The 17,346-nt window shown below is 35.7% G+C and carries 11 protein-coding genes; 5 read left to right on the top strand and 6 right to left on the bottom strand.

The window, feature by feature from the left end:
• Positions 1–302 precede the first annotated feature (302 nt).
• Both SLH48_RS07330 and SLH48_RS07325 read left to right on the top strand, forming a co-directional pair.
• Positions 303–2,024 (top strand): methyl-accepting chemotaxis protein, encoded by a 1,722-nt coding sequence (locus SLH48_RS07330; RefSeq protein WP_320257623.1) that lies wholly within the window; start codon positions 303–305, stop codon positions 2,022–2,024.
• A gap of 532 nt (positions 2,025–2,556) precedes the next feature.
• Positions 2,557–3,888 (top strand): sodium-dependent transporter, encoded by a 1,332-nt coding sequence (locus SLH48_RS07325; RefSeq protein WP_320257622.1) that lies wholly within the window; start codon positions 2,557–2,559, stop codon positions 3,886–3,888.
• 144 nt (positions 3,889–4,032) lie between these two features.
• Here SLH48_RS07325 and uvrA read toward each other — a convergent pair whose 3' ends face one another.
• From uvrA to SLH48_RS07305, 4 genes are all read right to left on the bottom strand, one after another.
• Positions 4,033–6,912, bottom strand: a complete 2,880-nt coding sequence (gene uvrA, locus SLH48_RS07320; protein ID WP_320257621.1) for an excinuclease ABC subunit UvrA — start codon at positions 6,910–6,912, stop codon at positions 4,033–4,035.
• 10 nt (positions 6,913–6,922) lie between these two features.
• Complete coding sequence (gene uvrB, locus SLH48_RS07315; RefSeq protein WP_320257620.1) at positions 6,923–8,899, bottom strand: excinuclease ABC subunit UvrB; 1,977 nt, start codon at positions 8,897–8,899, stop codon at positions 6,923–6,925.
• A 666-nt stretch (positions 8,900–9,565) separates the two neighbouring features.
• The gene (locus tag SLH48_RS07310) at positions 9,566–11,632 is read right to left on the bottom strand and encodes a heavy metal translocating P-type ATPase (protein ID WP_320257619.1); all 2,067 of its coding nucleotides are present in this window, start codon (positions 11,630–11,632) and stop codon (positions 9,566–9,568) included.
• A 22-nt stretch (positions 11,633–11,654) separates the two neighbouring features.
• Positions 11,655–11,987, bottom strand: a complete 333-nt coding sequence (locus tag SLH48_RS07305) for a metalloregulator ArsR/SmtB family transcription factor (protein WP_320207574.1) — start codon at positions 11,985–11,987, stop codon at positions 11,655–11,657.
• A gap of 221 nt (positions 11,988–12,208) precedes the next feature.
• Here SLH48_RS07305 and SLH48_RS07300 point away from each other — a divergent pair, with 221 nt between their 5' ends.
• From SLH48_RS07300 to SLH48_RS07290, 3 genes are read left to right on the top strand one after another with little or no spacing between them, the layout of a single operon-like run.
• Entirely contained in the window at positions 12,209–12,469 is a 261-nt protein-coding gene (locus SLH48_RS07300; RefSeq protein WP_320257618.1) for a FeoA family protein, read from the top strand.
• Positions 12,460–13,197 (top strand): FeoB small GTPase domain-containing protein, encoded by a 738-nt coding sequence (locus SLH48_RS07295; RefSeq protein ID WP_320257877.1) that lies wholly within the window; start codon positions 12,460–12,462, stop codon positions 13,195–13,197. Before SLH48_RS07300 ends, SLH48_RS07295 begins: the two co-directional genes overlap by 10 nt.
• Positions 13,193–14,563 carry a nucleoside recognition domain-containing protein gene (locus SLH48_RS07290; RefSeq protein ID WP_320257876.1) on the top strand — a complete coding sequence of 457 codons (1,371 nt, stop codon included), beginning with the start codon at positions 13,193–13,195 and terminating at the stop codon, positions 14,561–14,563. The genes SLH48_RS07295 and SLH48_RS07290 overlap by 5 nt, the downstream gene beginning before the upstream one ends.
• Before the next feature lie 351 nt (positions 14,564–14,914).
• Here SLH48_RS07290 and SLH48_RS07285 read toward each other — a convergent pair whose 3' ends face one another.
• Complete coding sequence (locus SLH48_RS07285) at positions 14,915–15,763, bottom strand: MBL fold metallo-hydrolase (RefSeq protein ID WP_320257617.1); 849 nt, start codon at positions 15,761–15,763, stop codon at positions 14,915–14,917.
• Between the two features lie 835 nt (positions 15,764–16,598).
• Positions 16,599–16,895, bottom strand: coding sequence for an antibiotic biosynthesis monooxygenase family protein (locus tag SLH48_RS07280; protein WP_214484278.1), 297 nt, complete (start codon positions 16,893–16,895; stop codon positions 16,599–16,601).
• Between the last annotated feature and the right edge of the window lie 451 nt (positions 16,896–17,346).

The following is a 17,346-nucleotide window of genomic DNA, read 5'->3' as shown; positions in this document are numbered from 1 at the left end:
CGTGAATAGAGGGATTTTATCAAATTATGCCGAATTGTTTCGGTACGGACAAATATTATACGACAAAATCCGGATATTTTTTACATATTTTCTATTAATTAGTCCTAAGGAACTAAACAGCATGCACTATCTCACATATTTTACGAATTTTTTTCTGTACGCAAATTAGCAAGGCAAAGAATTTTTTCGATACACCTAATTGGAAACGCATTCAATTATAACGAACAATAAATTACTCACGTACATGAGAATGATGCTTGATTTAGTTGGCTCACAATAATTTATAGGAGGAGAATTTATTTATGCGTTCTTTTTTTACTAAAATCTTTGATATGACAATAAGAATGAAGCTCATTTTACTCATGGTTTTTGTCACAATTACTGTTATCACATTAGCCATCAGCCCCATTGTAAGTATGAACAGCTATAAAGGTCACATTGAAGAGAAATACAATAATCGTTTAGCCGTTATTGAGGATTTACATTTCATACTTGGCAAAATTGATGAAGCCCATGGGATCGTTGTCGATTTTTCTAAATCGTATGATGCATCAATGGTTACAGATTTAGATAAATCGATGGAACTGATTGATAGTTTATTAAACCAATTCACGGAAAACCCGTTATTAGATTATTACAGCACGGAAGATTCACAACACCTAGATAGCATAATAAAAAATTACAGTCAATTTGAATCCAGTTTAAAATCTATAAGAGAGCAAATGCTTAATTTTGATTTAGAAACCTTTTTAATAGACTATGATTTAGAAAAAAATAGCTACCTTACATTAATGCAAGCATTTTCAACTCATGACAGAGCCTCCTTCCAATACCTTTTACAAACTGAAACAGAGTTAGAAAAGCTTGCTGAGAACATCATTTTCACAGTCATCATATTCTCTATTACATTAGTTATACTTATCATTTCTTTTGCTAGCTGGGTTTATATAAGCACTTCTAAGGATATTGTAAAGGTTATTAATAAATACAAAGGCTTATCATCTGCTGATTTTAGAATTAGTACAGGCTCAAATAAAAAGAATGAATTAGGCAAACTAGCTGATAATATTGATGGTTTAGTAGAAGTATTGAAAACAACCTTTTTGGATATAAAAGAATTTGTTGAGAAATTACAGAACCTTTCTGTAAAGACTAAGACTAATATGACAAGTAGTAATACCAATATTGAAAATACTGCAGGGGCAGTAGAGGAAATAACTAGAGGGGTAGATCAACAAGCCAGTGCAGCTGAGGATTCTTTACTACACGTAACTGAATTAACAGATAAACTCCATGTAACGGTTGAATCGTTGGACATGTTTAAGAAGAATGTAACTAAAACAGATGATGAGATTAACTCTTTTTCTAAGAGTTTAGCTAATGTCTCAAATAATTCTAAAGACGTAGAAGAAACGAACAACACATTATTAGTTTCATTTACAGAGTTATTGTCCAGTTTCGAAAATATAGATGAGTTATCTAAACAAATTGTAAATATTGCTTCCAGCATTAAAATTGTGTCCTTAAATGCATCAATTGAAGCTAATAGAGCAGGGGCAGATGGTAAAAGCTTTAATGTAGTGGCAGAAGAGGTAAGAAACTTATCAACACAAACATCAGAAGTTTCTAAACAAATTTTAGAAGTTGTGAAAGTGAATGTTGATAAAATGGCTAATTTCCAACAATTATTACAATTTGCAAATAATAAAAATGAAGAAAATGGTAAAAATACAACAATCGTCATGAATAGCTTTGAAGACGTTAGTATTCGTTTTAATGCTATGCTAGAGGAACTAGCACTAATAAATAATAACCTTATAGACGTTCAAGAAAAGGCGACTATGATCCAAAATAACGTAAGCGAAACAAGTGCAACAAGTTTGCAAACAAGCGCTGTTATGCAAGAGATTTCCAGCAGTTTTGAAAAACAAGTCGATTCGATGAAGGAAATAGCGGATTACACGAATGAGCAAGTGACATTGGCTAATGAACTTAGTGAAAAGTCTAGTCAATTTAAAATGTAAGAACAATTATTCCTCAGGAGCTTACTAATCACATGCATGCTTAGTTCCTTCATCGGTTTCTTAACAACCTATATTCAAGGTCTGCACCCACGCTGCATAGCACAGCAAGGGTGCAGACCTTTTTGTTATAGAGATTCGCCTTGGTTGTTGTCTTTCTTACGAAGGAATTTAACGGGATACCACTTAAGTTCGTGGCATATCCAATATTAGGATAAAAAGTCAAGTAATAATAACAATGAATAGAGCGTAGAAAAATAAGACCTTTATATATGGGTAGGGAGCTCATCACATTTCACGCTTACTAATACTCGTTCACTTTTCAAGGCTAATTTGAATTCGATTGTGTTTCATGTTAATGTATTCATTAACTTTTTTAGCTTGGCTATTTTCGTATTGACAGCAGTAAACACGTATCTTTTCTACTATAAACCTCTGACAAAAGGGTATAATATATCATTGTTATTTTGTTAACAACAATGAACCATACGAAAAGAGCTTTTAGCATATCGTAAAGAAAGGTGATTTATACATCATGAAGAAAGAACAATGGAATTCAAAGCTAGGTTTTATTTTAGCAGCTGCAGGCTCAGCAATCGGGCTAGGAGCTGTTTGGAAGTTTCCATATATGGCCGGCACAAATGGGGGCGGGATTTTCTTTCTCCTGTTTTTACTTTTTACACTTCTTATCGGCATGCCTATGTTGTTGGCTGAGTTTGTCATTGGCAAAGCAACTGGTAAAAATGCCATCTCCGCTTTTAGACAATTAGCCCCTCGATCCCTATGGTACGGAATTGGTTATTTAGGTGTCATTGCAAGTTTTATATTATTATCTTTTTATAGTGTTGTGGGTGGCTGGATCATTTTATATTTGATTAGAAGTGCATCGGGGAAGTTGAGCAACCTTCCAACAGAATCTTATGGACAACTATTTGATTCAATCATTGCAAGTCCACTAGAAGCAACGATTGCACAATTTTCATTTATTCTCTTAACTATACTTGTTGTGCAAGGTGGGATACAAAAAGGGATCGAACGAGCTAGCCGTGTTATGATGCCGGCTCTATTTCTTCTTTTTATCATCTTAGTTATCCGCTCATTAACACTTGATGGTGCGATAGAGGGGGTAAAATTTTTCTTACAGCCAAATGTAGGAGAAGTTACAAAAGAGACCGTTTTTCTAGCATTAGGGCAATCACTTTTTTCATTAAGCCTTGGAATTTCCATCATGGTTACATATAGTTCATACTTACCTAAAGAAGAAAATATTGTTAAATCAGCGTCATGGATTGTAACATTGAATATTGTCATATCTTTATTAGCAGGACTAGCTATATTTCCAGCTGTTTTTTCTCTTGGTTTTGAGCCAGATACTGGTCCAGGACTAATATTTGTCGTTATACCTGCTGTATTTAATGAGTTAGCCTTTGGCGGTTTATTTCTAACAACATTCTTATTATTGCTATTATTTGCAACGTTAACTTCCTCCTTTTCAATTTTAGAAATCATCGTAGCTGCGCTGATTAAAGAACAACAAGAAAAAAGAAAAGTCGCTACTTGGATTGGTGGGATCATTATTTTCATTGTAGGTATCCCGTCAGCATTATCATTTGGAATGTTGAAAGATATCAAAGTATTTAATAAAACAATATTTGATTTAGCAGATTACTTTGTAAGCAACATATCTCTACCTGTGGGGTCATTACTTATTTCGTTATTTGTCGGTTACCAAGTATCTCGCCCAATACTAGAAAAAAGTTTTAATGTTTCATCACAGGTTGGGAGCTATTTATTTCGATTTTGGTATGTTAGCGTTCGCTTTCTCATCCCGTTAGGCATATTCCTAGTTCTATTTTTAGGAGCTTAATACTTAACGAGCAAAAGACACTGGGATTTATCCCAGTGTCTTAAATATAATCCTTTATTTAGATTTTCGTATTTATAAAACGATGATAACCGCACATACACACATCTTGCCAATATAATTAAGCCTTTAAGTTTACGAGCAGCCTTATTTTTTCAGGACAAGCTCCTCTTTTTCTTTTATCATTTCTTCCATACGCTTTCGATCTCGTTCTAAAATAGGCTTTAAATATCTTCCAGTATAAGAATCGTCTTGCTTAACTACCTGTTCAGGTGTCCCTGTTGCAATAATTTTCCCACCTTTATCTCCACCTTCAGGGCCAAGATCAATTAAATAATCAGCTGCTTTAATAATATCTAGGTTATGTTCAATAACTAAAACTGTATCTCCATTTTCTACAAGTCTTTGAAGTACCTTTAATAGCCTTGAAATATCATCTACATGTAAACCAGTCGTTGGCTCATCTAAAATATAAAGAGACCTTCCCGTTGAGCGTCGGTGTAGTTCCGATGCTAATTTTACCCGCTGAGCCTCACCGCCTGATAACGTCGTAGCAGGCTGTCCAAGCGTGATATAACCTAAACCAACATCGTAGATCGTTTGAAGCTTCCGTCTTATTTTAGGAATATTTTCAAAGAAAGAGAGTGAATCCTCTACAGTCATTTCTAATATCTCTGATATATTCTTATCCTTATACCTCACTTCTAACGTTTCACGATTATAGCGTTTCCCATGACATACCTCACAAGGAACATAAACATCAGGTAAAAAGTGCATTTCAATTTTTATAATTCCGTCACCACGGCACGCTTCACAGCGACCACCTTTAACATTAAAGCTAAAACGCCCTTTTTTATATCCTCTAACCTTTGCTTCATTTGTTGCGGCAAATACATCCCTAATATCGTCAAACACACCGGTATATGTAGCTGGGTTTGAACGTGGAGTTCTTCCGATTGGTGATTGATCAATGTCAATAACCTTGTCCAAATGGTCAATTCCTTTAATTTCTTTATGCTCTCCAGGTCTTGATTTTGCCTTGTGAAGCTTTTGGGCTAATGATTTATGTAAAACCTCGTTAATCAGTGTACTTTTCCCTGATCCAGACACACCTGTAACAGATATAAATGTACCTAAAGGAATTTTGACTTTCGCATTTTTTAAGTTATTTTCCTTTGCACCAACGATTTCAATATAACGGCCATCCGGCTTACGACGTTCTGTTGGTAGAGGAATAAACTTGATTCCCGACAAGTATTGACCAGTTAATGATTTTGGATCATTCATAACTTCTTCAGGCGTACCTGCAGAAACAACCTCCCCACCGTGGATTCCTGCACCTGGGCCGATATCAATTAAATGGTCAGCTGCTAGCATAGTATCCTCGTCGTGTTCCACGACGATTAATGTATTACCGATATCCCTCATGTTTTTTAACGTCTGAATAAGGCGGTCGTTATCACGTTGATGCAATCCAATCGAAGGTTCATCTAGAATATATAAAACACCTGTTAACCTTGAACCAATCTGTGTCGCTAAACGAATTCTTTGGGCTTCTCCCCCAGAAAGTGTTCCAGCTGACCGGTGTAAAGTTAAATAATCTAGTCCAACGTTGTTTAAAAAGCCTAAGCGCTCACTAATCTCTCTTAAAATCATATTAGCTATTGTCATTTCTTTGTCAGTCAATTTAAGGTTTTCAAAGAAATCCAACGCTTCTGTAATGGAAAAAGAAGTAATTTCACCAATATGCTTCTGATCTATTAAAACAGCTAAACTCTCTTTCTTTAAGCGATAGCTTTTACATGTTGGGCAAGACTGCTGTGCCATATACTTTTCCATTTGCTCACGAATATAATCCGAGCTCGTTTCACGATATCTACGCTCAATATTAGGTATGACCCCTTCAAAAATAATATGATTTTCGCGCACTTGCCCAAAGTCATTCTCATAACGGAAATAGATCTCTTCATTCCCACTACCATGCAGTACTTTCTCAAACAAATGCTTTGGTATGTCCTTTACTGGGACATTCATATCTATTCCGTAATGATCACAAACAGCCTTTAATAATTGAGGGTAGTATTGAGAGCTTTGTGGTTCCCACGGAGCAATAGCATGTTCTAGTAATGATAGATCCCAATTAGGAATGACTAAATTAAGATCTACTTCAAGCTTGGTACCTAGTCCATCACAACTTGGACACGCTCCAAATGGACTGTTGAATGAAAACATTCTCGGCTCCAATTCCCCTATTGAAAATCCACAATGCGGGCATGCGTGAAGCTCACTAAATAACAGCTCCTCTTCGCCTATTACGTCAATGATTACTTTACCTTCACCTAACTTCAAAGCCGTTTCTAGTGAATCTGATAGCCTTGAAGCAATGCCATCCTTGATGACAATCCGATCGATGACGACTTCAATTGAGTGCTTTTTGTTTTTTTCTAATGTTATATCTTCTGTAAGCTCGGTCATTTCCCCATCAACACGAACACGAACATAACCTTGCTTTTTAATTTCCTCAAAAGTTTTCACATGTGTCCCTTTACGCCCAGAAACGATTGGAGCAAGAACTTGCATTTTCGTTCTCTCAGGGTATTGCAAAATGCGATCAACCATCTGCTCTATCGTTTGAGATGTAATTTCTATATGATGATTAGGACATACCGGACGACCTACACGAGCATATAATAGCCTTAAATAATCATATATTTCAGTAACTGTACCGACTGTTGAACGAGGGTTACGACTTGTTGTTTTTTGGTCTATCGATATGGCCGGAGAAAGCCCATCGATTGCATCGACATCAGGTTTGTCCATTTGTCCTAAGAATTGACGTGCATATGCTGATAATGATTCAACATAGCGCCGTTGGCCTTCCGCATAAATCGTATCAAATGCTAACGAAGATTTACCTGAACCAGAAAGACCAGTTAAGACAACAAGCTGGTCTCTTGGTATTGTGACGTCGATGTCTTTTAGATTATGAGCTCTAGCTCCTTTGACAATGATTTTATCCTTTACCATGCTCTTATTTTCATCCTTCCGCTTTTAACTCGATCAATATGTCACGCAGTTCAGCCGCACGTTCGAAGTGGAGCGCTTTTGCAGCATCCTTCATTTCTTTTTCCATATCTGCAATTAGCTTTTCTCGTTCTTTTTTGGTCATTGTTACTTTTGGCTTGTCTGTTTCGTAAGTTTCTTGATTTTCCGCTGCATAAGTTGCCTGTATGACATCTCGAACTTCTTTTCTTATTGTTTTTGGCGTAATGCCATGCTTTTTATTATGAGCTTCTTGTATTTCACGGCGCCGCTTCGTCTCTTTGATTGCAATATCCATTGAGTTGGTCACATGATCAGCATACATAATGACTCTACCATTTTCATTACGTGCAGCCCTTCCCATCGTCTGGATTAGCGACCTTTCCGATCTTAAGAACCCTTCTTTATCGGCATCTAAAATAGTAACTAGAGAAACTTCCGGTATATCTAAACCTTCCCTTAATAAATTGATACCAACGAGGACATCAAATTTACCTAGTCGGAGATCACGTATAATCTCTATTCGTTCGAGCGTTTTAATCTCTGAGTGGAGATATGTAACCTTTATACCTATTTCTTTGAGGTAATCTGTTAAGTCCTCTGACATTTTCTTTGTCAATGTTGTAACTAGCACGCGTTCCTTCCGCGCTATACGCACTTGAATTTCCCCGATTAGGTCATCGATTTGTCCTTCAATGGGGCGCACATCAATTAATGGATCTAAAAGCCCTGTTGGACGAATGATCTGTTGAACCATTTCAGGGGAATGCTCTAACTCATACGGACCAGGTGTCGCCGATACATAGACTATTTGGTTTACATGCTCCTCAAACTCTTCAAAACGTAAAGGGCGATTATCTAATGCTGATGGCAACCTAAAACCATGATCCACGAGCATCTGTTTTCGAGCTTTATCACCGTTAAACATTCCTCGAATTTGTGGTAATGACACATGTGATTCGTCAATAACAATTAGAAAATCATCAGGAAAATAATCGATCAACGTATATGGTGTAGATCCCGCTTCCCGGAGTGTTAAATGACGCGAATAATTTTCAATACCAGAACAAAAACCCATTTCCCTCATCATTTCCAGGTCATATCTAGTACGTTGCTCTATTCTTTGAGCTTCAAGTAATTTGTCATTGTCACGAAGCTCTTTCAAACGCTCTTCAAGCTCTTGTTCAATATTTTTCATGGCAATTTGCATTTTTTCTTCTCGTGTTACGAAATGTGATGCAGGAAAAATAGCCACGTGTTCACGTTCACCGATAATTTCCCCTGTTAAAGCGTCGACTTCACGTATACGATCAATTTCATCTCCAAAAAACTCTATACGCATACAATGCTCGTCTCGTGATGCTGGAAAGATTTCAACTACGTCTCCACGTACGCGAAACGTTCCTCTCTTAAAGTCAATATCATTTCTATCATATTGAACATCGACGAGTTTTCTAAGCATTTGATCACGCTCAATTTCCATTCCAACACGTAATGATACGACCAGCTCGCTATATTCCTCTGGAGAACCTAGACCATAAATGCAAGATACACTCGCAATAATAATAACGTCTTTCCGTTCTAGCAATGAAGAAGTTGCTGAGTGACGCAGCTTATCAATTTCATCGTTTATACTGGCGTCCTTTTCAATAAAAGTATCCGTTTGTGGAACATACGCTTCAGGTTGATAATAGTCATAATAACTAACAAAATATTCTACAGCATTATTAGGAAAAAACTCTTTAAACTCACTATATAGCTGTCCTGCAAGCGTTTTATTATGAGCAATAATTAAAGTAGGTTTATTAACTTCCTTAATTACATTAGAGATCGTAAACGTTTTTCCCGTACCAGTTGCCCCTAATAATGTTTGATGCTTTTTCTTTTGTTTAATACCGTCTACAATTTCAGTAATTGCCTGTGGCTGGTCACCAGACGGTTTAAAAGCTGAGACTAACTCGAACTGATTCATTTTTGATGAAAGCCTCCAATCCCGTAATAGTTGTATTATCATTGTACCATATTTTATCATTAATTAAACAAAAATACGAACTTATATTCGTTTTTTTAGCAAATCCCCATTACATAAAAGAAAGAAAATAACAGGGCACTTTTCGTAAACTTTATTACTATTATTCCTATGAGACCAATAATTTTAATAACTTCAACGATAGATGTATACGTGTTTATATGTTAGTACGAAACAACATTTTTTATTAATATAGAATTGAAATGGATGAAAATGAAATGAACAGTTTTGCACTCGTGGTATAGCTCGTATATTTTTTAGAGGTTTCTGTTATTTATCGTAGAATGGCATTATGTAGAGTTTTAAAGAAAACTTGGTACGCACAGGGAAAAGTAAACATTAATAAATTGTTATTTACACTTAAGAAAAAGCTTCATTTATTCATCCAACAGTATGGTATTTATTGTATAATAGTAGCTTTTTTGAGCTAGACATTTCTGAAAGGTTTTTGGGGATAATTATGGTCTCATCTCTACAATAGGAGCTATTTTTATTACCGGAAAAGAATTTACTTATTACTGAATTTATTCAAAATCAATAAGCGGATACAAAGCTATAGGGTCTGACCCTAACTGCTCCAACTCATAAACGCAGCAGGTGTCAGACCCCTTATTTTTCTAGCATAATTGTTAAGCTGATGAGTGTCACGAGGATTGTGGCGCCCATGTCTGCTAGAATGGCAATCCATAAAGTAAGCCAGCCAGGTATTGTTAATAAGAGCGCAATGACTTTTAATCCTAGTGCTAAAGTGATATTGAGTTTGATCGTTCTATTCACCTTTTTCGCAATGGATACAGCGCTTGGTAGTTTACCTAAATGGTCTTGCATTAAAACAATATCAGCCGTTTCAATCGCACTATCTGTTCCCTTTCCCATCGCTATACCAAGATCAGCGACCGCTAGAGCAGGTGCATCATTTATACCATCACCAATCATCGCTACTTTTCCATGGTCATGTATATTTCTTATTTTATCGACTTTTTCCTCTGGAAGAAGGTTTGCATAATAATCTGTTACGCCTACTATTCCTGCTACCTTTTCAGCTGTTTTTCCGTGATCCCCTGTAAGCATAATGGTATGTTTTATACCCTTTTTGTGAAGCTCTTTCATAACATGTTTACTTTCCTCACGTATTTCATCAGATATACCAAAGATTCCTAATACATGCTGTTGATCAGCGACGATAACTAGTGTGAGCCCTTCGCTCTTTAGGCGATCAATATCTAACTGTATTTTTTCAACAAAGTGTATGTGAGGCATGCTTTTTTCATTACCGACAAAATAAGTTTTATCACTAATTTTCGCAATGACTCCGCGGCCAGTGGCCGTTTCTATGTCATCTGCTTCAACGTAAGCTATATCTTTTTCTGCTACCTTTTTCATGATCGCCTTTGCTAGTGGATGTGAAGATTTACTTTCAACAGCTCCCGCAATGTTTAACAAATTGTTATCATACTCGATAATTGTTTCTACGTGAGGTTGTCCTTTTGTTAACGTACCTGTTTTATCAAATGCGATGGATTCAATTTTCCCCAACTGCTCTAGGAAAACACCACCTTTTACGAGAATACCGTTCCGTGCATTGCGTGTAATCCCAGATACTATCGCAATTGGTGAAGATAATATTAATGCACAAGGGCAGCCTACGATTAATACAGCTAAACCTTGATAAAGCCATGGTCCCCAAGCATCCCCGAATAACAATGGGGGTACAAGCATAACAAGTAAAGAAATGATCATGATAATTGGTGTATAGTACTTAGCAAATTTGTTAATAAACTGCTCAGTTGGTGTCTTCGTTTCCTGTGCTTCTTGCACAAGGTGTAAGATTTTGGCCAAGGATGAATCCTCATATGCTTTTAAAATCTTCACCTTAAGGACACCTTCATTATTAATGCTGCCACCAAACACATTGGTGCTTGCTTCTTTTTCTACTGGTAATGATTCACCAGTAATCGCTGCTTCATTTACCGAGCTTTTCCCATCAATTACTACACCATCAGAAGGTATTTTTGCCCCAGACTTCACTAGAACGATATCACCTTCTGTTAAAGTTGAAATAGGAACGACTTGTTCAACACCATTCTTAATTAATATTGCATCTTTTGGCGCAACTTGTAGTAATTTCTCCATTGATTTTCTGGCCTTTTCCATACCGAGACCTTCAAGGTATTCATTTAAACCGAACAAGATGGCAACAATTGTCGCTTCCTTCCATTCACCGATTGAAATTGCTCCAATTAAAGCGATCGTCATTAACGTATCAATATTGAATTTAAAACGAGCCAAATTTTTAGCCCCTTTTATAAATGTTTGATACCCGCTGATGACAATTGCCACAAGATATAACGAAACAGCTAGTAGCGTTGGTATTGATGATTCAAATAAAATCGTTAACAAAAATAATGTCGTAGAAATCCCTAAGTACACCTTTATTTTATGTGTGTTATGGGAATGGGCATGTGAATGATCATGATCTTGAGTCGTTATAAGGGCTGCACCATCACTAGCAAGAATTTTTTTAACTTTGTTGAGGTCGATGCTTTCATCAACCTTTAACTTAGATGAGTTGTATAATAAGGCAGCTGATTCACCATGATCTAGCCCTTTAATCTGCTTTTCCATATCAGCTGCACAATTCGCGCAGCTCAAACCTTCAATTTTGTACTCTTTCATTGTCTAGCTCCTTTTTACTATTCTAATGATGTAGAGCATGGTTTATAGTTTGTTCAAGAATATCCATTACATGTTCATCGTCTTGAGAATAGAATAAAGTTGTGCCTGCTCTTCTGTATTTCACTAAACGTAAATTTTTTAAGAAGCGTAACTGATGAGATACAGTTGATTGCAGTAAGCCTAATTTATCAGCAATTTCATTTACTGAGCATTCTTGAGCTGATAACAAATGTAGAATTCGAATTCTTGTAGGATCAGATAACGCTTTGAACGTTTGAGAAACGATAAATAACGTTTCTTCATCTAATTCCTCATAAGCTGTTTTTATATCAATGTGATCTTTTTTGTCAGTCATTCAATATCACACCTTTTCTATAATATTTATATGTACATATGTTCATATTGACAATAATTTATTTCAAAATTATCATAGCTTTCTTATAATCGTCAATAAAATTCTTACAATTAATTAAATAAAGTTGACAATTAGGCACTTACTACATATGATGTAATTAAAAGTTGGTCGAGGGAAACATATTAAGTTCCACCCACACATTTAGGCCAGGGGGAATATTTATGAATAAATCCAATAAAATAAATGAATTGTACCATTTTACTTCTGGAGATGAAGTGAAAATTGATCGGTTAGATATCTCTGGAACAATGAGAAGAAGATTACTAGACTTGGGCTTCGTTCCTGGAGCGACTGTAAAAGTCCTACAGCGCAGCCCTTTGGGTGATCCAATTGCATTTGCGGTCAGTGACACTGTCATTGCTTTAAGAAAAGAAGAAAGCTCTAAAATTTATGCTACAAAAATAGGAGGGGAATCACGTTGAGTACATTTACGATTGCGCTCGCAGGGAACCCCAATACCGGAAAAAGCACGTTATTTAATACTCTTACTGGCTTACGACAACATACTGGTAACTGGCCAGGAAAAACGGTATTGCGAGCTGAAGGAGATTTTGAATATCAAGAAAACCAATTTAAAGTGATAGATTTACCAGGAACATACTCATTATACTCAAATTCAGCCGACGAAGAAGTAGCAAGGAATTATATATTATTTGAAAAGCCAGATGTTACAGTCGTTGTTATAGACGCAACTGCGCTAAAAAGAAATTTAAATTTAGCGCTACAAATTATGGAGATGACAGACCGAGTAATTGTCTGTGTCAATTTAATTGATGAAGCTAAGAGAAAAGGAATTCATATTAATGAAGAAAAACTAGCTAAAACTCTTGGCGTTCCTGTAGTAAAAATCTCTGCCAGAAACAAAACAGGAATTAATACTCTGTTAGATCAAATGAATAAAATGTGCCTTGGAGCAATAGAAACTAAACCATACCAAATTCAATATAACGATGAATTGGAGGAGGAGATTAATAACCTCATTCCAAAAATTCAAAATGTGCTTGGCACTCACTTACCTTTGAGATGGATTGCACTGCGTATTTTAGATGGAGATACGAGCTTGATAGAAGAACTTAAGCTTCATTTATCAGGAAAAAAGGAGGTTCAACACCTTGCAGAGTCAAATTCAGTTCAACCAGGATGCCATTGATCAATTATTTGCTCAAGGATCAGTAAGCTCTTCTGACGATAGAACGAGAGATCAAATTGTTTCTAAAATTTATGAAACATCAAATGCCATTACATCAGATGTTTTGACGTTCGATCAGCAAGATAGATTTCAAAGATCTGAAAAGATAGATAAAATTCTCACTTCTCCTATTTGGGGTTTCCCGATTATGCTAGCAATTTTAGGGCTCATATTTTATCTAACAATCGCAGGCGCGAACGTACCATCTTCTATGCTAGCCACATTTTTTAGCACCATCGAAGGTTACATTACGGCTGCATTTAATGCGGTAAATGCACCAGATTGGTTACATGGGGTCTTAGTATTAGGACTATATAGAGGAACATCTTGGGTCATAAGCGTCATGCTACCACCAATGGCGATTTTCTTCCCTGTCTTTGCTTTACTAGAAAACTATGGGTATTTGCCTCGTGTAGCATTTAATATGGATCGGTTATTCAAGCGTGCAGGCGCACATGGAAAACAGTCGTTAACGATGGCGATGGGCTTTGGATGTAACGCCGCTGCTATCATGTCGACTAGAATTATTGAATCTCCACGGGAGAGAATGCTAGCCATTCTTACAAATAACTTTGTACCTTGTAATGGACGCTGGCCAACAATTATTTTAATGGCATCATTGTTTATGGCTGCAAGCTACACTGGAGGTACTGCCACACTTGTTACAGCAGCAACTGTTATGGGTATCGTCTTATTTGGTATCGTCGTGACGTTATCAGTATCGTGGATACTATCCAAAACAGCGTTAAAGGGTGTTCCAACTCACTATACTTTAGAGCTACCGCCTTATCGAAAGCCACAATTTTGGAATACAATTGTAAGAGCTACACTTGATAAATCTTTATTTGTGTTAAAACGAGCAATTATTATCGCAGCACCAGCAGGTGTACTCACATGGGTCTTCGCAAACATTTATATTGGGGATACGAGTATCTTAATGTATGTTGTCAACTTCTTAGACCCATTCGCACAGCTGCTCGGGCTTGATGGATTTATCTTAATGGCATTTATTTTGGGCTTACCAGCAAATGAAATTGTCTTGCCAATTTTATTAATGGGGTATTTATCTACAGGTGCCATGCTAGAGGTAGAAAATTTAAATTCTTTAAAGAATATCTTCATCGATAATGGATGGACTTGGTTAACAGCCCTTAATGTCATGCTTTTCTCATTACTCCATTATCCTTGTGGAACAACATTAGTAAATATATATAAAGAAACTAAAAGTGCAAAATGGACATTTCTATCATTCTTAATTCCTACACTCATCGCAGTAGGTGTAACATTTATTATCGCACAAATCGTAAGAGGGCTAGGACTAGTATAAGAGGTCTACCCCCCATCACTTTTAAAGTGCATAAGTGATGGGGGGTTCTTTTTAACTTTAATTGGTTCTTTTTGTAAACTTTATTAATTGTTATCAAATTAGTACTATAAATAGTAATTTTTTATGTTAGTCATCGTAGTACAATAGAAAAGGTGCCACGAACGCTAGGTGTAGACATACTTATAGGTAAGAACGAAAAGCAACAATTAATGCGAAAAAGACCATGCTCACTTTTTTATCATTGAGACTTAGATACAACTGTATATATCATACATAAATTGAGTTTTCATACTACCAAAATAAAATTAAGGGATTTGACCTCCCACTCATTTAACGCTACAGCAGCGGAGATCAGACCCCTTTAATAAATGCTTTTAGTAAGAATCGTTCATCTTCATTTGGTTTTCTGTTGTAGTGGTTTACGAATTTTTGGATTGCCTGTTGTTCTGTGTCGTTACTTTCCACTAGGTCCCCTATCGCTTTTACTACATTTAGATAATAGTCGGCCAATTGCTGTTTCGTTTCAGGATTTATATGTGATGAAACATAGTAATCGACATCATAGCTTAATATTTTGTCTATTAGAGGATATATATTTTCTTTTGAATATTTAAATGATCGTTCATAAATATCAACCCATAAGCAGTCCGAGATAACAAGCACTCTCTCTTCAGGTACGTGGATCACGATAGAATCGGGTGCATGGTCTCCACCTACATGTTCCAATATACAAGTCACTCCACCTAGGTTAATAGTTAATTTACCTGAAAACGTCATATCTGGAAGCTGTATTTTTAATTGTTTTCTTTCATCCTCTGTCATCGCTCTTAATAGGTAATCCTGACAAAATTCACTTTCTATCCCAGCTTGAACACGCTCTATAATTGATTTGTCGTCCCATTCAAATCGGCTCATTTCCTCAAGCTTTTCTTTCGTCATTTCGTGTGAGATTGTAGGGAGATTCATTGTCTCAATTCCAAAAACATGATCCCAATGCCAATGTGTAATAGCTAAATAGCTTGGATAGGGAACATTTAATTGCCGGACTTCCTCTAAAAATTTTTCGGCATGTTTTGGTGAATTTCCAGCATCTATTACAAGGCTTTTTTCTTTACCTACGACAAGTAATAAAATCGGCTGATCTGTTTCTTGATTAAAATCCATATAATATATATTTTTTGTAAGAGTATGTAACATCATTAATTCCTCCTATAATAATGACTCATGGTTTATATACTAACTAACAAAATGATAAAAACGACTGTTAAGTATGTACAGTACTTTAACTTTCATTAATCTATTATTAACAATTCCTATTCATGATACATAATTCTTCTTACTATATGGGATAAATTCACCTGTATAAAATGAATTAAAACATTTGTACAATGTGATTAAATACCAATAATTAAGGCTATTTTCTCATTGATTGTTGTTTTTCTTATTAAGAAGTAAACTCATACACAACTAGAGTTCATAGCTTCTTTTCTTCTCTAAAAGACAATAAAATTCTATATATACATCAGTTTCACAAATTCAAGTGAAAATAAGCAACAATGTTTACGAAAAGGTCCATAAAGAAAGGTGCAGAAAAATAGTGAAAGAGCTAGGGGAAATATTTTCAAGTCTAATCATTGTTTTAATCATTCTCATCGGTGCGATTTTCCTCTTTAGCTTGTCTGCACCATTCACTATCCGCTGGATGATGTGAAAGAGCTAATTTAAAACGATTGAAAAGAAAAAATTAATTGAGGAGGCGTCCACATATACGACTACCTCCTCAAAGTACATCATTATTATATTTTCCGTTTAAACCATGATTTACGCACCTTAACTACTTTCATATTAACTTAATTTTCATACTAAGATAGGCATTCAAAGTAAGTACAATTACAAAATAATTTATGCTCGCCCTTTTATCATTGAAATATGCATGCCCACCAAAACATTCTTTAAAATATCGTCAATACATTCACCATAGAAGGTTCATGACAGAATAACAAGTGGTGAATAAACAGAATCTTTTCTTGTTGAATTACGAGCTATGTACGACTTCATAGATTTCTATCTTTGATCCAGTTGCAGTTGTGCCTCGTGTTCGACGCTCAGCGTGAGCTTGACGAAAAGCATCGCTTTCAGTCCATGCCTTAAAATCTTCCTTGCTTTCCCATTTTGTATACACAACTTGTTTCTCTTCTTCCGACGAGCTTAAAAATTGAAATTCTACACAACCTGGTACCTTTTTCATATTTTCAGCACTTTTGCTAAATAACTCAACCATTTTTGACTTACCGTCTTCAGGTACAGTTAACACATTCATCACTACATACATGTTATAACCTCCACTTTCTGTTATCGGATAAGATCTTTTTAATCACTTTACATTCTTATATCCATCATAACAGCATACCTTTGCTTTATTCAATTTTTACACTTAATCGTCACGGAATCACAATAATATAAACAGTAAATATTAAAGAAATAGCATTTTTTTAAAGGTAGTTGTAACATTAACTATTGTTTTGTTTTCAAATTTAAAAAATCACACATATACACCAAAAGCTCGTGGTACCATCACTTCTTTATATAATAAACATGTATAACCATCTCTTGCTGTTTAAATTGGTAACACTAGCGATAAAATTGCCTTTCAAAGAACAAAAAGACTGGCCTATAAAACCTTTGTCGAAATAGCTAACACATGTATGTATGCGTATTACAATAAAGGTTATTGACCAACCTTATCTTTTGCAAGAAATAAACGGCATTATATATCTTTTGCA

The sequence above is a fragment of the Cytobacillus sp. IB215316 genome (genome assembly GCF_033963865.1).
Lineage (GTDB): Bacteria > Bacillota > Bacilli > Bacillales > SM2101 > Nanhaiella > Nanhaiella sioensis.
Note: the sequence above shows the minus strand (reverse complement) of the source record. Positions and strands in the feature narration are given on the sequence as shown.

Bases quoted from the DNA above. Each gene is read 5' to 3' on its own strand.
- SLH48_RS07305 (WP_320207574.1), bottom strand. From the start codon at position 11,987: ATGACTGACAAAAAAGATCACATTGATATAAAAACAGCTTATGAGGAA.
- SLH48_RS07285 (WP_320257617.1), bottom strand. From the start codon at position 15,763: ATGATGTTACATACTCTTACAAAAAATATATATTATATGGATTTTAAT.
- SLH48_RS07310 (WP_320257619.1), bottom strand. From the start codon at position 11,632: ATGAAAGAGTACAAAATTGAAGGTTTGAGCTGCGCGAATTGTGCAGCT.
- SLH48_RS07280 (WP_214484278.1), bottom strand. From the start codon at position 16,895: ATGTATGTAGTGATGAATGTGTTAACTGTACCTGAAGACGGTAAGTCA.
- SLH48_RS07330 (WP_320257623.1), top strand. From the start codon at position 303: ATGCGTTCTTTTTTTACTAAAATCTTTGATATGACAATAAGAATGAAG.
- uvrB (WP_320257620.1), bottom strand. From the start codon at position 8,899: ATGAATCAGTTCGAGTTAGTCTCAGCTTTTAAACCGTCTGGTGACCAG.
- SLH48_RS07325 (WP_320257622.1), top strand. From the start codon at position 2,557: ATGAAGAAAGAACAATGGAATTCAAAGCTAGGTTTTATTTTAGCAGCT.
- SLH48_RS07300 (WP_320257618.1), top strand. From the start codon at position 12,209: ATGAATAAATCCAATAAAATAAATGAATTGTACCATTTTACTTCTGGA.
- uvrA (WP_320257621.1), bottom strand. From the start codon at position 6,912: ATGGTAAAGGATAAAATCATTGTCAAAGGAGCTAGAGCTCATAATCTA.